Origin of the sequence: Bradyrhizobium sp. SZCCHNS3016 (assembly GCF_032484535.1) — a bacterium.
Classification (GTDB): Bacteria; Pseudomonadota; Alphaproteobacteria; order Rhizobiales; family Xanthobacteraceae; genus Bradyrhizobium.
On record NZ_JAUETE010000018.1, the window covers coordinates 14,914 to 34,599 of the forward strand.

A 19,686-nucleotide genomic window follows, 5' to 3' on the forward strand; every position below is an offset into this window, starting at 1 on the left:
TCCATGCGCCGATTGATGCTGCTGCGCCACGCCAAGACCGAGACTGACGCGCCAACCGGCCGCGACCAGGACCGCCGTCTCGACGAGCGCGGGCACCAGGATGCCGCCATGATCGGTGATTTCATCGCCAGCCACCCGCCGGTGCCGGAGCTGGTGCTGGTCTCGACCGCGGTTCGGGCGCAGCAGACCTGGGATCTCGCGCTTGCGGCGATGAAGGACCGTGTCCCGGCCCCGCAGGTCGAGTCCGTTCCCGAGCTCTACGGCGCCGAGCCGATGCAGATCCTGTATCACATCCGCCTTGCGGCAGCGCATGATCCGAAGCAGCTCCTGCTCGTCGGGCACAATCCCGGCATGCACGAGCTGGCGCTGGCGCTGACCGGCGAGGGCGATTCCGAGGCCCGCCACGAGCTGATGCGCAACATGCCGACCGCGGGACTCGCGGTGCTCGATTTCGACACCGACGATTGGGGCGATGTGAGCTTCGCCCGCGGCAACCTGCTGAGGTTCATCACGCCGAAACTGCTCAAGCATGGCTCGGTCGATTGACAGGCAGGTCGGGGCCGGCGCGTAATGCCGGCGGAGAGAGAGGAGGACCTTCGATGTTCAACTCGATTCTGGTGCCGATCGATCTGGCCGACACCGACCTCGCCAAGCCGGCCATCGCCACCGCGGCCACGCTGGCGCAGACCTGGAGCGGCACGGTGCATCTGCTCAACGTGATGCCGATGACGCCAGTGATGCTCGCCGAATACGTCCCGGCCGATTTCGATGCGCAGCAGCGCGAGACCGCCGAGGAAGCGCTGTCGATCGTGGCGCGCGAATCCGGCATCCCGGCCGAGCGCATCAGCTACACGGTACGCCAGGGCGGCATCTATCACGAGATCCTCGAGGAGGCGGCCAAGGTCAACGCCGACCTGATCGTGATGACCTCGCACCGCCCGGCGATGCGCACCTACTTCCTCGGCAGCAACGCGGGGCACGTGGTGCGCTACGCCAAGTGCTCGGTGCTGGTGGTGAGGCCGTGAGGCGGCAGATCACCGCATCTTCGCATGTCGGACCGCTTTGACCGAGCCGTGAGTCAGACGGTCGGACCAGCCTCAGCCGCGCGAGCAAGCCAGAAGCTACGCTCGCCGTTCGCTGGCTCGCCAACCGAATGTGCGATCAATTCGAAACCATTGTCGCGAAGCAGCGCCGCGTACTCGGATGGATCGAGAGACGCATGATAAAGCGGATCGCCGCGATAGCACCCGATGGCTTCACCATGTGCGGGGCCTGCGTTGAACATCAGAATGCCGCCCGAAGCCGTGCAGGCCGCGAAGACTGGAAACATTCGTCGCTGGTCGTCGTGTCCGAGATGGAAGAAGCTGTCCCACGCCAGCACCCCGTCAAATCGCCGCCCTGAGGTCCACGACCGCATGTCGGCGACGATCCATTCCTGATCCGGCATCCTCGTTCGGCAAAGTGCGATCATCGTCGGCGAGCTGTCCACGCCGGTGACGGAAAACCCCTGTCCGGAAATGTGCGCTGCGACGGGCGCACCGCCCCCGCAGCCCAGATCGAGCACGGCCGCGCCCGGTCGGAGACACGCAAGGAAGCGTTCGATGGGAGGCTTGTCAGTCCAGGCAGCCGCGCGACGGTCGGCGTCCCACGACAGCGCATGGTGCTCGTAGTGGGCGACAATACGGCTTGCACCTTGGTTCATGGAAACTCCGTCGCAGGGGCCAGATGCCCCATCTGGAATGACCACCAAAGTCTGCCATGAGACCCGATGGACGCTGTTGTCATCGAAGTGCGAGCACGCGCCGAGTCGATCACGGCCACTCCGCGATGAAGCCCTTCGCCTTATAAGGTTCGATCTTGTCCCATTCGCTCAGCACGCGGCGGCGGAACTCCGGATCGGTGTGCCACAACTGCCGCGGTACGCCGAAGCTATCGACCGTCAGCAGCATCTTCTCGACTTCGGGCCAGTGCCGCTGCAGGGTCATCGCGTAGCGCCGCGCGGTCCAGCTGTTGCCGAGGCAGATCACGCTGCCGACATTGGCGAGGCCGAGTGCGGCGTCGATCACCGGCAGCGCGAGCGCGACGTTCTCGCCGGTATTCGTGGCGTGGTGCTCTTCGAGGATGCGCTCGGCCGGAATGCCGCGCCTCACCATGGCGGCCTTGATCAGCGTACACTCCGAAAGATCAGCGCCCGGCGTGATCCCGCCGCTGACGATGGCGTGGCGGAAGTAGCCCTGCTGCCACAGCTTCACCGCCGTCTCGGCACGCAGCTCCTCGTCGACGCGGGTCCCGAACACGAACAGGAGATCGGCCGGCCGCAGCGGCGTATCGGCGAAATGCCGCGCGTTGACCGCGGCGATCTCGGCGTCATCCGGTCTGCGCAGCGCGCGATCCTGCATCGTTCTTCTCCCAACGTCGGCTCATCCTGGCATGACGCGGCGCTGTCGCGCGCTCACATTCGATGACCGGCGATGACGCCGCGTGATCACGGCAGCAGCGCGTCGGGGATCTCGGCGAACGTGTAGCTGCGCGGCCTGTTGCGGGTGATGAAGCCGCCGACATACCAGGCGAACAGCGCGGCGAAGCCGATCAGGAACAACGCGCCCGACCATTCGGCGATGACGAGCGCACGCACCAGAAGCCCGGTCATCGCCACGGTGAGCAGCGCAATCGCGGCGAGCGCCGCGCCGTAGGTGAAGCGGCCGAGGCCGGCCGTGAGCCGCGCGTTGCTGCCGCTGGAGGCGAGCCGCGCATGCAGGCCGAGGATGAAAGCACGATAGGCCTCGCTCTGCGGCGCCATCAGCGCCGCCGTCTGCCAGGAAGTCGAGATGATGCTCAGCCTGCGGCCATCGCGATGGGTGATGTCGACACGAAAACGCTTCGCCTGCATCGACACCGGCCGGTAGGACAGCCGGATCGCGGCGATGTCGGCGTACGGCCACAGGCCGGTCCGGCCGGCGAACCGCCACGACAGCCCCTGCCCGGTCAGCTCGAACTGGTGCGCGGCCCCGACCAGCGACGCCTTGTAGGCGTAGCGGATCGCATCATCGCCGGCCGTGGTGGTGCGCTCGGAAATGGATCGGTCCTGTTGCGTGTGGCGCGCGCCTTATCCTACAAACGGAGCATGAGCGAAACGATCTATTTTCCGCGCCACCTGATCCTGGCCGGAGCGATGGCCGCCGGCGTGCTGCTGGCGCTGGCCGTGCACATGCTCGGCGCCCGCTACGGGCTCGATCTCGGCGGCCTGTGGCAGACCGAGAGCGGCGCCTTCATGCCGGCGGGATCGGCAATCGCCTGGTGGCTGATCGCCACCGTCGGCTTCTCCTCGGGCTATTTCATCGCCAACATCATGCACAGCGCGGTGTCGGGCGAGATCCCGCAGCGGATGCGCAACTTCCTGGTCGTGGTCGGCGTACTGATGCTGGCCGGCATCGGCCAGGCGATCTCCGGCCCGAGCCCGGTGCCGTCGGCCTCAGGTGTGCTGGCCGGCCTCGCCGCGCTCTGCCTCGGCGCCCTGATGGCGTTCTGCGGCGCCAATTTCGCGTTGCGTAAGAGCTGACGCGCGGCATCCGGATGCGACGACGCCGCGCGGGATGTCCGCGCGGCGTTTTGTCTCATCGACTGGTGACGCGATCAGCTCGCGGCGCGCAGGTTGACGCCGCTCTCGGCGAGCTTGGTCAGCTTCATGTCGGTCGCCTTCTCCTCGTCGAGCGTCTTCTGCAGCACGGCGGCGCAGTCGCTGCGGCCGAGCTGCTTGGCCCAGGCGATCAGGCTGCCGTAGCGCGTGATCTCGTAGTGCTCGGCCGCCTGGGCGGCGTTGATCAGCGCTGCGTCCAGCACGGCCTTGTCGGCGACCTCGCCCGCGACCTCCTCGGCCTCCTCGATGATGCCGTCGATCGCCGGACAGTCGACCGCCTTGGCCGCGATGCCGTGCATCTTGAACACCTGCTCGAGACGCGTCACATGCGTCTTCGTCTCATCGAGATGGGTCAGAAAGCCCTGCTTGAGCTTCCGATCCGTCGCCTTGTCCGCCATCTTTGGCAGCGCTTTGACGAGCTGGTTCTCGGCGTAATAGATGTCCTGCAGCTGATGAACGAACAGATCGTTCATCGTCTTGATGTCCTTGGTGAACAGTCCCATTTGCCTCATGTCCTCTTGGTTCGGGAACATGGCAGGTCCCTCCCCGACCGATCGTCGCCATGTTCGCTGTGCCCGCGGGGCGCTAACCGACGGCCACGGCGGTTGTTCCGGCGCAACCGGCCCTGCCGGCCGGAACCGGTCGCAGAGGGCCAGGTTTGCTCGTGAACCGCGCGCGTAACCAATTGGACCGAACTGAGGCGGCCGCCAGCCATGTGACTGAAGTGTGACAGACCCGCGCCGCATGGGTCGGAGCTGAGCTGTGTCAAGGACTGCACAAGGCGCGCATTTTAGCATAAGGAACAGGCTGTCACGAATTGCCCGCCTCCATCGACCAATGGTTTCGCCTCTTTTCCAAGAACTAGTACCGCCCCGCCGGGAGGATGAATGCAGCGCCTGCTGACCACGCTCTCGCGTGGCTTCAAGAAATGGATCGGCTGGAAGCGGCTGGGGATTGCAGCGAGCCTTGCGATCATCGCCTTCGCGATCACGACGCTCGTGCGCACGCTCAAGGGCGTCGATGCCGGCGTCATCCTGACGGCGCTCACCGAAATCCCGCTCGGTCACATCGCGCTCGCGGCCTTGTGTGTGATCGGCGCGTTCTGCACGCTGACCTTCTATGACTATTTTGCACTGCGAACGATTGGCAAGAAACACGTCCCCTATCGCATCGCAGCGATGAGCGCCTTCACCAGCTATTCGATCGGCCACAACATCGGCGCCACCGTCTTCACCGGGGGCGCGATCCGGTTCCGGATCTATTCGGACTACGGCCTGTCCGCGATCGACGTCGCCAAGATCTGCTTCCTGTCGGGCCTGACCTTCTGGCTCGGCAACCTGTTCGTGCTCGGCATCGGCATGACCCTGCATCCGGCCGCGGCCACCGCGATGGACCAGTTGCCCCCGGCGATGAACCAGCTGATCGCGATCGGCATCCTCGGCGCGATCTTCGCCTATCTCGGCTGGCTGACCGCCGGCAAGAACCGCCGGCAGCTCGGCCAGAACGGCTGGAAGGTGGTGCTGCCTTCCGCGCAGCTCACGCTGGTGCAGATCCTGATCGGCGTCGTCGACCTCGGCTTCTGCGCGCTGGCGATGTACCTGCTCGTCCCCGCCGATCCTCCGATCGACTTCCTGTCGCTGTCGGTGGTGTTCATCCTCGCCACCCTGCTCGGCTTTGCCAGCCATGCGCCTGGCAGCATCGGCGTGTTCGATGCCGCCATGCTGGTGGCACTGCCGCAGTTCGGCCGCGAGCAGCTCTTGGCCACCCTGCTCGTCTTCCGCGTGCTCTATTTCGTGATCCCCTTCGCCATCGCGATCTCGATCATGGGCATCAGGGAGCTCTGGATGAACGTCGTCAAGCCGTGGCAGGAGCGGCGCCGGCTGAACGCCGCCTGCGAGGACGAGGTCGCGGCCAAGCGCGCCGCCGCCACGGCCCCTGCCGCGGTTCCCCAGCGCATCAAGCGCCACTCCCAGCGCTGAGCAGCAATTCTCTCGCGGACGATGCGACGGTTCGATCCTCGACCGGTTGAACTCGCGTGCGGTCCTCTTATTTCCGCCCCATCGCTGACGTGAATCCTTGCGCATGACCCGAATTCCCCCTCGTCCGCTGCTCGCCGCCTGCGTCCTGGCCAGCCTGCTCGCCCCTCTCGCCGCCACCGAGGCGGCCGCGCAGTTCGGCGCAGCGCCGCTGCAGATCAGCTGGGAGGTGCGCAACCGCTTCCGTCTCTTCCGCGAGGAGCGCGACTTCCTGCTGCATACCGAGAGCACGCGCGACCGCTCCATCCTCGCCGCCGAGCAGGCGTTGGGGGTGCAGAGCGACGGCCGCGGCTGGGCCCGCAACGTCGTCAACCGGCTCTGCATCGACCTCGCCGGCCGCGTCAACGAGCCGTGCACACGCGACAACGTCAAGGAAAGCTATCTCACACCCATCGACCATCCGGTCACCGTGCGCCTGACCGGCCCGGTGCCGGTCGGCGCCACCTGTGCCTGGTCGTTCGACGACGGCGACGGGCCGCAGACCTCGACCTTCGACTGCGCCGAGCCGGTCAATTTGCGCGTCCGCTACGGCCGCCAGACCGTGGCATCCGTCGATGTCGCCAGCCCGGAAGGGACGCGGCAGGTCTCGACCGGAATCCAGGTCCGCGACGTCCTGATCGCCGGCCTCGGCGACAGCATCGCCTCCGGCGAGGGCAATCCCGACCGCCCGATCGCGCTCGCCGACGACGGCTTCTGCTTCCGCTCCTATCTCGGCGGCCCGACCGCGCAATATTATCGGCCGAGCCGGGCCGGCTTCAAAGGCGGCCGCGCCTGCGAGGCGCCGGACACGCTGCAGAACTGGCAGAAGCACAGCGCGGTCTGGCTCAACGCTGCCTGCCATCGCTCGCTCTACAGCTACCAGACCCGCACGGCGCTGGCGCTCGCGGTGCGCTATCCGCACGTCGCGGTCACCTACCTGCCGCTCGCCTGCACCGGCGCCACCATCGCCGACGGCCTGTTCGGCAGCCAGCGCGCGCGCGAATGCACGCCCGGCCGCTCGGTCGCGACCTGCGCCGGCGGCGTCAACGGCCAGCTCGGCGAACTCCGCGAGGCGCTGACCGCGGCCAAGCGCCGCCAGCCGGACCGCAAGCTCGACCTGATTCTGCTGTCGATCGGCGCCAACGACATCAACTTCTCCGGCCTCGTCGCCGACGTCATCGTCGACACGCCGACCGAGCGCACCCTGTTCAAGCGCTCCGGCGTGATCGGCTCGGTGGAGGAATCGCGCAGCGAGCTGGCGAGCGACCTGCCGCAGGGCTTTGCCAAGCTGCGCGAGGCGCTGAAGCCGCTGGTCGGCGACCTCTCGCACGTCATCTACACCTCCTACGGCAATCCGGCGCTGAGCCGTGCCGGCACGCCCTGCCCGGGCGGCCCGGCCGGCTTCGAGGTCCATCCGTCGTTCAATGCCAATCCGCAGCGGCTCGCCAAGGTCGCGGGCTTCGTCGAGAACGAGTTCCTGCCGTCGCTGCGCGGGCTGGCGCAATGCACCGCGGGAGTTCTGTGCCGCGATCCGCAGGCCGACCGCATGACCTTCGTCGATGCTCATCAGGCCGCGTTTGCCGATCACGGCTTCTGCGCCCGCTCGACGCAGGATCCGCCGTTCGACCGCGAATGCTTTTCGACCGACGGCGCCAGCTTCGATCCGAACATCGTCAGCGCCGCCAACGAGCCGCTGCTGTGCGGCCGCGGCGCCAGCGAATATCGCCCCTATTTGCCGCGCGCGCGCTGGATCCGCGACGCCAATGACAGCTACTTCTCGGCGATGACCTATCCGCAAGGGCTGCCCGCGGCGATGCAGCCTTCCGACATCCACGATGCGAGCTGGGGCGTGCTCTCGGCCGTCTACGGCGGCGCCGTGCATCCGACCGCCGAGGGCCACGCCGCCATGGCCGATGCCGCGTTTCCAGCCGCAGCAGAGGTGCTCAACCTCGATGCGGCCGAGCCCAACGTCACGAGCCAGCCGCTGCCGCCGGCGGGAGTCGTGCGGCAGTAGCGCGCGGCCAACGATCGGCTCACCGCCGATGCACCGAGTCGCCCGTCGGCCCGACGTTGCGTCCCGGTCGCGAGCGGAGTCCGTCGATTGCGCCGAAACGGCCTGCCGCAAAAGGACGAAATTCGCCCGCCATTCCAGGTCGATGACTGCGTCCGGCCGCCTCGTGACAAAATTTCCTATTTCTTTTTTCCAGAAATCATGCTCTGATGAGCGCATCCCGTGCTCATGAGAGGGGCGGTTCGCGGTCGTCACGAACGTGGAGTGCGGGACGCGGTGGGCGCCACCGGTCGCAGCGTGATCCGATCATGCCGACGAACGAGCGGCGGCGCACGGTGAAGTCGTAGGGTCCTGGCATCCCGATGCTGATGCCAAGCGAGCGGTGGTGATGATCCGCTCGTGACGGGGGCAAGACAGCCGGTCCCCGGGGAGAGGACGTATAAGCCGTCAAACATCGCGCAGGGAATGCCGGTTGATCGGCTTTACCTGTGGTTCCTGCCGCCTGCATTTTTTTAGCAGGCGGGCCATGGGTGAGGCCCTCACCCGGCATTCCCTGCGCCCTCTCGCTCGAGAGGGTCGCGTTCAGCTTGAAAACTCGGACGCCATGCGCCGCGAGATCACGCTGGTGTGTCGCTTAACAACGACCACCAAGCTGCAGTTCGGCGGCGAACTACTTCGTCGGCGCCGGCTTCTTCATCATCGGCGGCGGCGTCTGCTTGGTCGCGGGGCCGGTTGCCGTGGTCGCCTGGGCCGGCAGATATTTGGCGAGGATCGCGGGGTCGATCTGGGCCATGTTGGTATCTGGAAGACGGGTCCAGGTCTCGTCCTTGCCAAACAGCGAGATGCCGAGATAGCCGTGCAGGATCAGCGTCTGCCCGTCCGGACTGACCCGCATATTGGCCTTCCAGATGTTGCCGTCGCGCGGATTGAGCACGTTGCCGCCTTCATATTTCAGGCCCTCGCGCTTCATGTCGCGCACGAAGGAGATGCCGAGCACCGGCGCATTCTTGCGGTCATCGCTGCACTTCGAACAGACCTCGTTCGGATTGTCGCCGGGGCGCGGAAACGTCTTGGCGATCACGCCCTCGAACACGCCGTCGTGGTCGATGAAGAGAAACCAGCCGACGGGCCTGCCATCCTCGACCTTCTGCCACAGACCGGCCGCGGTCGGCTCAGCCGCGAGCGCAGGCCGCGTCAGCAGAGCACCGGCAACGACGAGCGCGCCGATCGCGAGCTTCGTCACACCAGGCGCCAGCCGAAGTCGGGGAAACGCATTGCGCATCATCATCTCACCTTGACCAAGTCACAAAATGAATGGCCGCACAGTACGGCCGTTTCGTGCATCGTTCCAGCCCATAACAGGTCTGGCGCGCCGGTGAAACCGGCACGCGCAGGAAACATTTCTTCACATTTGAGTTGGTTGGACGGCGTTGGGTTCCACTCCGCGAAGGAATTAGTTGACGCCGAGCTTCTTCTGCAGGCTCGACGACGACGTCGTGTACTGGAACACCAGCCGCTTCTCCGGATACACGTAGCGGTGCGCCTTCTGCGCCATCAGCGCACCCTCGTGGAAGCCGCACAGGATCAGCTTGATCTTGCCGGGATAGGTATTGATGTCGCCGATCGCGAAGATGCCGGGCACCGAGGTCTCGAACGCCGAGGTCTCGACCGGAATGAGATTGTGCTCGAGCGCGAGGCCCCACTCGGCGACGGGGCCGAGCTTCATCGTCAGGCCGAAGAACGGCAGCATCATCTCGCACGGCACGGTCTCGACCGCATTGTCGTTGCTCTTGATGGTGGCCGCGGAAAGCTGACCGTTCGCACCTTCGAGCGCCGTCACCTGACCGATGCGCAGATCCATCTTGCCGCTCGCCACGAGCGCGCGCATCTGCTCGACGCTGTGCGGCGCCGCGCGGAAATCGTCGCGCCGATGCACCAGCGTGATGCGCTTGGCGAGGGGATGCAGATTGAGGGTCCAGTCGAGCGCGGAATCGCCGCCGCCGACGATGACGACATTCTTGTCGCGGAACTGCTCCATCTTGCGCACGGCATAAAACACCGAGGTGCCTTCGTATGCCTCGATGCCCGGCACCGGCGGACGCTTGGGCTGGAACGAGCCGCCGCCGGCCGCGATCACCACGACCTTGCACTCGAACACCTTGCCGGCGTCGGTGGTGACGCGAAAACCGGGATCGCCGATCTTCTCGACCTTCTCGACCATCTCGCCGAGATGGAAGGTCGGGCTGAACGGCTTGATCTGCTCCATCAGCTGCTCAGTGAGGCCCTGCCCCGTCACCATCGGCACGCCGGGAATGTCGTAGATCGGCTTCTCCGGATACAGCTCGGCGCATTGGCCGCCGACCTTATCGAGGATGTCGATCAGATGCGCCTTGATGTCGAGCAGCCCCAGTTCAAAAACGGCAAACAGTCCGCAAGGGCCCGCGCCAATGATCAGCACATCGGTCTTGATCGCTTCGCTCATGTCGCTCTTCTCGTTGGAGGCGCCGCTCGACGGATGGCGGCAGATGGCGGTTCCGAATTTGTAGCCAACGGGGTGGTCGCAGGGAAGGCACAAAAGCCGCCCCTCGCTCGCGCGCGGCTTGCAGCGGCGGGCTTAGCCGGGTTTGAAGGGGACATGAATGATGGAGATCAATCGGTGACAGAGACGGCCCGCCGCGACCACGCGCCACGCCTGGAGGACTTTCCCTATCGGCTGACGGACAATGTCCGCTTCGGCGACCTCGATCCCAACCAGCACGTCAACAACGCGGTCTATGCGACCTATTTCGAGACCGGCCGGGTGACCTTGATGAAGGACCCGCGCCATGGCCTCGGACAAGAGGGGCTGGCCTGGATCATGGTGCGGCTCGACATGCATTTCCGGGCCGAGCTGCGCTGGCCGGGCATGATCGAGCTGGGACTGGGGGTCGTGAGGCTGGGGCGCACGTCCGTGACCTGCGAGCAGGTCGTGTTCTCGGACGGGCGCTGCGTGGCGTCGGCCACCGCGGTCATGGTTCTGATCGACGAGGCGACGCGCAAGCCGGCGCCGCTGACGCCGAAGCTCATTGCTGCGCTACAGCCCTGGGTCCGCCGCGGCGTGACGATCGCGCTGCCGGCATAGGCCTGGCGGCGATCACCGGGGGCGCGGCGATGAGGACGCGAGGCGAACGGTCAGGCCTGACGCTCGGGGGTGGAGACGACGAGGCCGTCGAGCTCGTCGGAGACCTTGATCTGGCAGGAGAGACGGGAATTCGGCCGGACATCGTAGCCGAAATCGAGCATGTCCTCTTCCATCGGGGTCGGCGGGCCGACCTTCTCGCGCCAGGCTTCGTCGACATAGACATGGCAGGTCGCGCAGGCGCAGGCGCCGCCACATTCGGCCTCGATGCCGGGAATGGCGTTGCGGATCGCTGCTTCCATCACGGTCGCGCCGTTCTCGATCTCAACGGTTCTGGATTCGCCGGTATGGTCGACAAAGGTGATCTTGGCCATGTGTGCTCGTGCTGCGCAGGGAATGAGGTCGGGCTGTCCTATAACGGACCGCTCCGCTCCGCGCTAGTGCTGCCGCCGGCCGCTCAGGCCGCGCCGAGCATCTCCGAAATCGCCGCGCGGGCCTGCGCGATCGCCGTGCCCAGCCAGGCCAGCGCATCGGCCGGGTCGCCCGCCCGCAGCGCCGCTTCGAGCCCTTCCGCCGCGTCGGCGACGTCGAGCGCGCCGACGGCGCGGGCCGAGCCCTTCAGCGTGTGGGCGACGGTGGCCGCATCCTCGGGCATCACCTGCAACCGCTCCAGCAGGCGGACAGCCTGGTCCGAAAACATGGCGAGCACCTCGCGCTCGAGCGCGCTGTCGCCGAGAGTCATCCGTCGCAGCAGGTCCAGGCTGATCGGCCCGTCGTCGGGAACCAGCGGGGGCGAGGGCATCCATTCGATCCGTGAAAGGTCGGGAATCATGGCGGCAATCCGGTCCGGCGGGCGCGCCGCGCGCGCCTGTGGTAAGCCAAGCACGACAATGGTTAATGCATTGTTACCGGCCCAATTGCCGCGGGTTTGCCGCGATTTGGGCCCGGCTCTGCCCCAATCGCGGCAGAAACGGGAATTCGCAGAACTTCTAAAGTGTTAACGGCGGGTGCTGTTAACGATGATTAAGAATCTCTTAACCACGGCCATTTCTTTCAACAGGCACAGCCAATAGGATGATGCCCGGATGGAGTGGGTCACCTGGCGGAATTTGCCACCCCTGGTGCCTGCGAGGGATGACGTCCGGTTCGAGCGTTGCGAGAGGGCACTCGTACGCGGCTCGCCGGATCGAAATTAAGACGAGGGCTCGGACTCAACATGGCGAACACTCCGAAAAAGGTCAAAGACCCGACTGAAGTTGCGCTGTCCGCCATTCAGGAGGCTTTGAACATCAGCGATTCGTCCGCGCCCACGGACTCGCAGAGCTCGGTCCACGCCGAGGGGGCCCCGCCCGTCATGCCGAACGGCGTGTCCAGTCTGGATTCGTTCGACTCGCGTCCGGGCATCGACCGCAGCAGCCTTGACGAGATCGAGCCGCCGCCGCTCGCCGCGCGCCGCCCGGCCAATGACGACCGCGAGACCATCGGCCAGTTGCTGCAGGCGATCCAGAAGGGCCGCCCGTCACGCGGCGTCTACACGCTGGCAACCGCCTTTGCAGGCATCTGGATCGTCGGCTGCGTCCTGCTGACCATCGGTTTCCTGCCCGCTTTGCAGGCCTTGATCGGCCAGAGCGGCGGCGTGCTGGTGCTCGCCGGTCTCGCCGCCGTGTTCTTCGCACCGGTTCTGCTGTTCTACTTCCTGGCCAGTCTCGCCTGGCGCGGCCAGGAGCTGCGCATGATCGCGCAGTCGATGGCGCAGGTAGCGATCCGCTTCTCCGAGCCGGAAGGCGCCGTCAGCGATTCCATCGTGACCGTCGGCCAGGCCATCCGCCGCGAGGTCGCGGCGATGGGCGACGGCGTCGAGCGCGCGATCGCGCGCGCAGGCGAACTCGAGATGCTGGTCGCCAACGAGGTCGCGGCGCTCGAGCGCGCCTACAGCGACAACGAGGTGCGCATCCGCGCCCTGCTCCAGGACATCGCCCATCAGCGCGACAACCTCGTCGGCCAGGCCGAGCAGGTCCGCAGCGCCATCTCCGGCGTGCAGATCGACCTTCGCCACGACATCGCGCTGATCTCGGACGCGATCGCCTCGCGCGTCGACGAGGTCGCCAAGAGCATCACCGGCGCGCTGGAAGAGCGCGGCGCCCACATCACGGCCGCGCTCGGCAACGCCGGCGACAACATGATCCTCGCGCTCGGCGAGCGCGGCGGCGATCTGCTCGACCGGCTCGAAGAGGCCAGCGCCGAGACCACCCGCGCCGTGCTCGACGCCTCGGAGCGGCTCACCACCAGCCTCAATTTCAAGACCGGCCACGTCCACGACGAGTTCGCCGACCTGTCGGACCGAGTCCACGAGATGCTGAACGAGCGCATCGACCGCATCACCAGCGAGTTCGAGCAGCGCACGGCGGCCATCGTCGACGGCATCTCGGTGCGCACAGAGCAGGTTCACGACCAGCTCAAGGCGTCCGGCGAGTCCCTCCTGCTGGAGCTCGAGCTGCGCAGCGGCGATCTCGTGACCAAGATCGACGAGGCGAGCCAGCGCATGTCCGGCCACATCGTCACGTCAGGCGAGAAGGCGAGCGAGTCGCTCGATGCGACCGTCAATTCGCTGGTCGCCAAGGTCGTCAGCCAGACCGAGAGCACCCACGACACGCTGTCGATCCAGATCAGTGCCTTCGACGAGCTGGTGAAGAACCAGGGCACCGAGCTCGCCGAGCGCTTCGCACGCGACAGCTCGACGCTGGGCGCGCTGATCACCCGGCACATCACCGAGTTCGACCGCACGGTGAAGACCTATGGCGGCGAGATCGTCGAGCGTATGGGCCAGCGGACCCAGGAAATCTCCGACAATCTCAAGTCCTATGTCGATACGTTCGATACGCGGCTGTCGTCCAACAGCGGTGAGATCACGGCGACGCTGGATCAGCGGCTGAACCAGTTCGAGACCAATCTGCAGGCCCGCATCACCACCCTCGACACCTCGCTCGATGCGAAGATCAAGACCTTCGACGACAGCGTCGAGGGCCGCCTCAAGTCGCTCGAGGAGAACTTCGACAACCGCGCGACCTCGGTCACCTCGACGATCGAAGGCCGCCTCGGCACTCTGTCCAACTCGCTGACCGACGGCGCTGCCCAGGTGCTGCACGCGATCGACTCGCGGCTGACCGTGCTGACCTCCTCGCTGACCGATGGCTCGGCCCAGGCGATCCAGTCGATCGATTCCCGCCTCAACATTCTGACCTCCTCGCTGACCGACGGCACCGATAAGGCGCTCGAAGCGATCGATCAGCGCATCCACAGCCTGTCGAACATCATCGACGGCCGCAGCTACGAGCTGACCGAAGCCGTCACCGCGCGCTTCCAGGACATCCATCAGGGCATCGAGACCCGCGTCGGCTCGATCGCCAAGGACATCGACCAGCGCGTCTCGCAGTTCGAAGACCTGCTCGGCTCGCGCGTCGAGGCCGTGGCCGGCCGCATCGAGAGCAGCGGCCGCCAGGCGAGCGACGAGCTGATGACCCGCGCCGAGCTGCTGTCCGCCAGCATCAAGTCGCACGTGGAAGACGCGGAGCGGGCGCTGACCAATCTCGTGGTCAACACCAGCGAGACCATCCAGACCGGGGCCCGCTCGGCACAGCAGGCGCTGCTCAACGTCTCGACCGACGTCGGCTCGCAGTTGAAGAACACGTCCGCCGAGGTCGAGCGCGCCCTGTCGAACGCGGGCAGCGGCGCGGCCGAGGCCGTCCTGACCAGTGCGCGCGAGGCCCAGGCCACGCTGGTCGCGGCCTCCGGCGAGACCGCCGACCAGATCAAGTCGCTGTCGGCCGACGTCGAGCGCACGCTCACGGCGGCAGGCTCGACCACCGCAGCCTCGATCCTCGCCGGTGCGCGCGAGGCCCAGAACACGCTGGTGTCCGCCTCCTCCGATGCCGCCACCCACGTCAAGTCGCTCGCCGTCGACGTCGAGCAGGCGCTGACGGCCGCAGGCTCGGCCACGGCAGCCTCGATCCTCGCCGGTGCGCGCGAGGTTCAGAATACGCTGGTGTCCGCCTCCTCCAACGCGGCCGAGCACGTGAAGTCGCTCGCAGCCGACGTGCAGCGCTCGCTGACCAGTGCCGGGACGGGAACCGCCGAAGCCATCACGGCGAGCGCTCGCGATGCCCAGCATGCCCTGCTCGCGGCATCGAGCGAAGCGGCCGAACAGGTCAAGGCGCTGACCGTCGACGTCCAGCGCTCGCTGTCGATCGCAGGAACCACGACCGCGGAAGCGATCACCGGCGGAGCTCGGGAAGCGCAGACCACGCTGATCAGCGCGTCGTCCGAAGCGGCCAATCACGTCAAGTCGTTGGCAGCCGACGTCGAGCGTACGCTCGCCGCGGTCGGAACCAGCACGGCTGCGGCAATCGTCGACAGCGCCCGCGACGTCCAGACGAAGCTCGTCACCGCCTCGACGGAAGCAACCGAGCACGTCAAGTCGCTGGCCGTCGATGTCGAGCGGACGCTGTCGTCGGTCGGCGCCGATACCGCGGCCTCGATCCTCAACAGCGCGCGCCAGGCGCAGATGTCGCTGACCGCCACGTCGGCCGACACCGCGGCCACCCTGGTCGGCAGCGCACGCGAAGCCCAGGCGGTGCTGACGACGACCACGACCGAGACGGTCGCGGTGATCGTCGGCGGCGCGCGCGAGGCACAGAACCTGCTGACGGCCACCTCCACCGACACCGCGGGCCAGCTCAAGGCGATGTCGTCGGAGATCGAGCGCGTCATCAATTCCGTCGCGGCGAACACCACCGATGCGATCCAGAGCAGCGCGCTCAATGCGCAGAGCGCACTCGTCGCCGCCTCCAACGAGGTCTCCACGCGGGTCAAATCGACCTCGACCGAGATCGAGCGCTCGGTGCTTGCCGCCGGCAACTCGTTCGGCTCGGCCATGACCGGCAAGACCGACGAGATCGTCACCTATGTGCAGCAGCAGAGCGAGCGACTGTCGCAGATGCTCGACGGCAAGCGCGGCACGCTGGTCGAGACGCTGAACTCGAAGACCAACCAGCTCACGATCGAGATCGATCGCGTCACCACCGATGCGCTGAAGGCGATCGAGGTCCGCGGCCAGAACTTCGCCCAGAGCGTCAATGGCAACGGCTCCGAGGTCGCCCGCACCATCACCTCCGCGGGCGAGCTCGCGACCACTGCGATCACCAAGTCGCTCAAGGAGCTGGAGCAGGCCTCGCGCGCGGCGATCGAGCAGTCGCGCCAGGTCTCGGTGGCTGCGGTCACCGAGATGCAGGAGACGAGCAAGATCCTGCGCACCGACACGGTCGCCCTGTTCGAACGTCTGCGCGAGGGCAACATCCTGCTGCAGGAGGTCCTGACCGGCGCCCACGACAACCTCAATTCGCTGGAGCGGGCGCTGGTCACCCGGGTGGCCGACTTCGTCACCGCGATGAACGACGTCACCGCACGCAACGGCACCGCGACGCAGACGCTCGAGGACCAGCTCAACGTGTTCAACTCCAAGACGTCGCGGGCGCTGGAGGATCTCAACTCGCTGTCCGGCCAGTTCGACGCGCATGGCAAGGCGCTGATCGAGGCGGCGGCCATTGTCGAGCAGAGCAACCGCGATGCGACCGTCTCGATCTCGGATCGCAAGACAACGCTGGAATCGCTGGTCACCACCATCGATCTGCGCACCGCCGATCTCGACCAGCGTCTGACGCGCTTCACCACCCTGCTCGACGAGTCCTTGGCGGCCGCCGAGGAGCGCGCCCGCGACATCGCCCGGGTCGTGGCGGAAACGGCGGGTGCCGGCTCGACCGCGCTCAGCCGCCAGTTCGAGGCCATCCGCGCCAACGCCGAGGAGGAACGCCGCCTCACCACGTCGCAGATGCAGGAGATCTACCAGCAGAGCACGCAGGAAGCCGATGCGATGTTCAAGCAGTCGGCGGAGAAGTTCGCCACGCTGGTGTCGAGCATGAAGCAGATGACCGCCGAGATGCATCGCGAGCTCGAGGCGACGCGCAACGAGCTGCGCCGCGGCGTGCTGGAGATGCCGCAGGAGGCCGCCGAGAGCACGGCGCAGATGCGCAAGGTCATCGTCGACCAGATCGAGGCGCTGGCCGAGCTCAACCGAATCGTCGCGCATCACGGCCGCGGTCTCGACGTGGTCAGCGCGTCGCGTCCCGCCGCGGTCGCCGCGCCCGCAGCCGTGATCCGTCAGGAAGAGCCGATCGTCGCCGCAGCCGTCGGCGGCCGGCCGGACATGCGCCTGCGCGAGCCGGCTGCGACCAGCGTCGCCAACCTGCCGCCGCCGGATCTCGGCATGCAGCCGCCGGCCCCGCCGCCGCAGCCACGCCGTGTCGAGGCGCCGCCGATGGGTCCGGTCGCCGATCAGCGCAGCGACAACTGGCTGTCCGACCTGCTCAACCGGGCCGACAACAGCACCGCCGGCCAGACTGCGCCGCGCGGCCGCGGACCGGCCCAGCAGCAGCCGGGCAATCCGCTGGAGTCGCTGTCGCTCGACATCGCACGGCTGATGGACCGCAATCTCGCGGCCGAGATGTGGGACCGTTACCAGCGCGGCGAGACCAAGGCGTTCTCCAAGCGTCTCTACACCCCGGCCGGTCAGAAGGCGTTCGACGAGGTCGCCCGCAAGTACCGCGCCGACCGCACCTTCAAGCAGACGGTGGACCGCTACATCACCGAGTTCGAACGGCTGCTCGACGAGGTCGCCCGCGACGACCGCAACCCGCAGGCGCTGCGCGCCCAGCTCACCTCGGAGACCGGGCTGGTCTACACCCTGCTCGCCCACGCCGCCGGCCGGCTGGCGTGATGGGAGCGAATGGTAGCGAGTAGCGAAGGGTTCAGTAGAACCAGCGCTGCGACAAGAAGAAAAAGCGGAGGCCACGAGGCCTCCGCTTCGCGTTTGGAGATGCAATGAAGGCGCTTTCGGCCTTGGCCGTTCGGGCCCCGCATCGCCGGCACAACGGTGTGCGACGTGCTCCGTAGCCAGCCAGCAGCGGTGGATAGCGACAGCGATGGAGCGCAGTCCGCTGCCGCGCGCCCCTATTCGCTACTCCCTATTCGCAACTCGCTCGCGTCACCGCCGCCCCGTCGCCGCCGGCGGTGCGGGCGCGGGCGCGGGCTGCGAGGCCTGGGCGTTGCTCGGGCTGGCGTTGCTGGCCCCGAACAGGACCCGGGTCGGATTGCGATCGAAATTGTTCACGGCGCGGCTGATGTCGGACAGCGTGCGCCGTCCATCGGCCATCAGCGCGCCGGAGCGCTTGTCCAGATCCTCGGCGAGCTCCCGGATCGATTTCACCGTCAGGAACAGCTCGCCGCCATCCTTGCCGCCGGCCAGCGTGTTGAGACCGAGCATCAGGGTATCGGCCTTGCCCATGATGCCGTCGACACGGCTCATGACGCCATCGATGCGCTCGGAATTGCGGGCCAGCGACTGGGTGAAGACCTCGAGGTTCTTGATCGAGTTCTTCACGGCGTCCTGGTTGTCCGCGACCACCTTGTTGATGTTCTGCAAGGTGGCGCGGATCGCTTCGGTCACGTCCTGCAGCCGGGTCGGATCGGCACGCAGCACCGGCACGCCATCCTCGTCGAGCGGCGGCGGCGGCGCAGCCTCCTCGCCGCCCTTCAGCGAGATCGCGGCGACGCCGGTCAGTCCCTGGAACTCGAGCCCGACCAGGGTATCCTTGCGGATCGGCGCGTTGTTCTCGACCATCGCCAGCGCCACGACGCGGCGCGGATTGTCGAGCTTGACCGAGATGACCTCACCGACCCGGATACCATTGAAGTTGACGCTGCCGCCGTTGCGCAGACCCGCGGCCGGCCCCTCGAACACGACCCGCAGCGGGCTGCGCTGCTTGGTCGTGTGCAGGCTCTGAAACCAGAGGACAAACCCGACCGCCGCGGCAATCACTGCCAGCGTGAACGATCCGATCAGGACGTAATTCGCCCGCGTTTCCATTACCAACTCCGGTACCGGCACGTCGCAGCGGAGATCCCAGCCGCCGCTCCCATGCGCTCTCGGTTGGCGCCGGACTGCGGCACCCACCCCATCAGCTATGTCGCAGGAGTCCCCACTCCCGCTCACAAAAATAATCGCCCCGAGGGGCGCTACGCACTAACCCATCACGGCTCGAGCACGCTTGCCGTGGAAATACTGCCGGAGCCACGGATGTTCCGAGGCCTGCATGTCGGCCATCGATCCCGCAGCGATAATCTTGCCGTTGCCCAGCACGGCGATGCGGTCGCACGCCGTATACAGGCTGTCGAGATCATGGGTTACCATGAAAACGGTCAGTCCCAAAGTGCGCTGCAGGGTACGGACAAGCTCGTCGAAATCGCCGGCGCCGATCGGGTCGAGCCCCGAGGTCGGCTCATCGAGGAACACCAGCTCCGGATCGAGCGCGAGCGCGCGGGCCAGCGCGACGCGCTTGATCATGCCCCCCGACAGCTCGCTCGGGAAACGATCAGCAACATCGGGCCGCAATCCGACCATCACCAGCTTGGCGACCATGATCTCGTCGAGCAGACGCTGCGAGACCTTGAGATATTCCCGGACCGGGAACTGGATGTTCTGCCGCACCGTGAGCGAGGAGAACAACGCGCCCTGCTGGAACAGCACGCCCCAGCGCCGCTCGACGGCGCGGCGGCCGGCACGATCGGCGGCGTCGAGATCGACGCCGAACACCTCGATGTTACCCGACAGCTTGGGCACCAGGCCGATGATGGTGCGCGTCAGCACCGACTTGCCCGCACCGGAGGGACCGACGAAGCCCAGGATCTCGCCGCGCTTGACGTCGAGGTCGAGGCCGTCGAGCACGCGCGTCTTGCCGAACTGCACGGTGACGTCACGCACGCGGATGATCGGATCGGACATCTCCTGCGTCAT

17 protein-coding genes are annotated in these 19,686 nt (G+C 66.7%); 7 read left to right on the plus strand and 10 right to left on the minus strand.

From position 1 onward, the window contains the following. Positions 1-3 precede the first annotated feature (3 nt). Together QW881_RS27890 and QW881_RS27895 are read left to right on the plus strand one after the other, a co-directional pair. The gene (locus tag QW881_RS27890) at positions 4-546 is read left to right on the plus strand and encodes a histidine phosphatase family protein (protein ID WP_315738806.1); all 543 of its coding nucleotides are present in this window, start codon (positions 4-6) and stop codon (positions 544-546) included. A gap of 53 nt (positions 547-599) precedes the next feature. Further along, positions 600-1,025, plus strand: coding sequence for a universal stress protein (locus QW881_RS27895; protein ID WP_315712676.1), 426 nt, complete (start codon positions 600-602; stop codon positions 1,023-1,025). 53 nt (positions 1,026-1,078) lie between these two features. On the opposite strand, the gene QW881_RS27900 is transcribed toward QW881_RS27895, so the two are convergent. The 3 genes from QW881_RS27900 to QW881_RS27910 form a co-directional block, all read right to left on the minus strand. Continuing rightward, positions 1,079-1,702, minus strand: coding sequence for a class I SAM-dependent methyltransferase (locus QW881_RS27900; protein ID WP_315758326.1), 624 nt, complete (start codon positions 1,700-1,702; stop codon positions 1,079-1,081). Between the two features lie 109 nt (positions 1,703-1,811). Beyond that, positions 1,812-2,399: a YdcF family protein gene (locus QW881_RS27905; protein WP_315758327.1), complete on the minus strand. Its 588-nt coding sequence runs from the start codon at positions 2,397-2,399 to the stop codon at positions 1,812-1,814. 86 nt (positions 2,400-2,485) lie between these two features. Next, the gene (locus QW881_RS27910; RefSeq protein WP_409999031.1) at positions 2,486-3,076 is read right to left on the minus strand and encodes a hypothetical protein; all 591 of its coding nucleotides are present in this window, start codon (positions 3,074-3,076) and stop codon (positions 2,486-2,488) included. 48 nt (positions 3,077-3,124) lie between these two features. Here QW881_RS27910 and QW881_RS27915 point away from each other — a divergent pair, with 48 nt between their 5' ends. After that, positions 3,125-3,559 carry a hypothetical protein gene (locus QW881_RS27915; RefSeq protein ID WP_315738812.1) on the plus strand — a complete coding sequence of 145 codons (435 nt, stop codon included), beginning with the start codon at positions 3,125-3,127 and terminating at the stop codon, positions 3,557-3,559. A 74-nt stretch (positions 3,560-3,633) separates the two neighbouring features. Here QW881_RS27915 and QW881_RS27920 read toward each other — a convergent pair whose 3' ends face one another. Then, positions 3,634-4,140: a ferritin-like domain-containing protein gene (locus QW881_RS27920; RefSeq protein WP_315758328.1), complete on the minus strand. Its 507-nt coding sequence runs from the start codon at positions 4,138-4,140 to the stop codon at positions 3,634-3,636. Between the two features lie 384 nt (positions 4,141-4,524). Here QW881_RS27920 and QW881_RS27925 point away from each other — a divergent pair, with 384 nt between their 5' ends. Next, the gene (locus tag QW881_RS27925) at positions 4,525-5,616 is read left to right on the plus strand and encodes a YbhN family protein (protein WP_315758329.1); all 1,092 of its coding nucleotides are present in this window, start codon (positions 4,525-4,527) and stop codon (positions 5,614-5,616) included. A 103-nt stretch (positions 5,617-5,719) separates the two neighbouring features. Further along, positions 5,720-7,666 (plus strand): hypothetical protein, encoded by a 1,947-nt coding sequence (locus tag QW881_RS27930; protein WP_315758330.1) that lies wholly within the window; start codon positions 5,720-5,722, stop codon positions 7,664-7,666. A gap of 667 nt (positions 7,667-8,333) precedes the next feature. Here the strand turns inward: QW881_RS27930 and QW881_RS27935 are convergent. After that, on the minus strand, positions 8,334-8,945 hold the full coding sequence (locus QW881_RS27935) for a DUF2147 domain-containing protein (protein WP_315758331.1): 612 nt from the start codon (positions 8,943-8,945) through the stop codon (positions 8,334-8,336). A 171-nt stretch (positions 8,946-9,116) separates the two neighbouring features. Beyond that, on the minus strand, positions 9,117-10,145 hold the full coding sequence (locus QW881_RS27940) for an NAD(P)/FAD-dependent oxidoreductase (RefSeq protein ID WP_315758332.1): 1,029 nt from the start codon (positions 10,143-10,145) through the stop codon (positions 9,117-9,119). Between the two features lie 174 nt (positions 10,146-10,319). On the opposite strand from QW881_RS27940, the gene QW881_RS27945 reads away from it, so the two are divergent. Further along, the gene (locus QW881_RS27945; protein ID WP_315738818.1) at positions 10,320-10,784 is read left to right on the plus strand and encodes a thioesterase family protein; all 465 of its coding nucleotides are present in this window, start codon (positions 10,320-10,322) and stop codon (positions 10,782-10,784) included. 50 nt (positions 10,785-10,834) lie between these two features. On the opposite strand, the gene QW881_RS27950 is transcribed toward QW881_RS27945, so the two are convergent. Together QW881_RS27950 and QW881_RS27955 are read right to left on the minus strand one after the other, a co-directional pair. After that, the gene (locus QW881_RS27950) at positions 10,835-11,155 is read right to left on the minus strand and encodes a 2Fe-2S iron-sulfur cluster-binding protein (RefSeq protein ID WP_315707114.1); all 321 of its coding nucleotides are present in this window, start codon (positions 11,153-11,155) and stop codon (positions 10,835-10,837) included. Between the two features lie 83 nt (positions 11,156-11,238). Beyond that, positions 11,239-11,613, minus strand: a complete 375-nt coding sequence (locus QW881_RS27955; RefSeq protein ID WP_315738819.1) for an Hpt domain-containing protein — start codon at positions 11,611-11,613, stop codon at positions 11,239-11,241. Between the two features lie 384 nt (positions 11,614-11,997). Here QW881_RS27955 and QW881_RS27960 point away from each other — a divergent pair, with 384 nt between their 5' ends. Further along, positions 11,998-17,610, plus strand: coding sequence for a methyl-accepting chemotaxis protein (locus tag QW881_RS27960; protein WP_315758333.1), 5,613 nt, complete (start codon positions 11,998-12,000; stop codon positions 17,608-17,610). 267 nt (positions 17,611-17,877) lie between these two features. On the opposite strand, the gene QW881_RS27965 is transcribed toward QW881_RS27960, so the two are convergent. Next, positions 17,878-18,759 carry an MlaD family protein gene (locus QW881_RS27965; RefSeq protein WP_315758334.1) on the minus strand — a complete coding sequence of 294 codons (882 nt, stop codon included), beginning with the start codon at positions 18,757-18,759 and terminating at the stop codon, positions 17,878-17,880. Between the two features lie 156 nt (positions 18,760-18,915). Then, positions 18,916-19,686 carry an ABC transporter ATP-binding protein gene (locus tag QW881_RS27970; RefSeq protein ID WP_315738822.1) on the minus strand — a complete coding sequence of 257 codons (771 nt, stop codon included), beginning with the start codon at positions 19,684-19,686 and terminating at the stop codon, positions 18,916-18,918.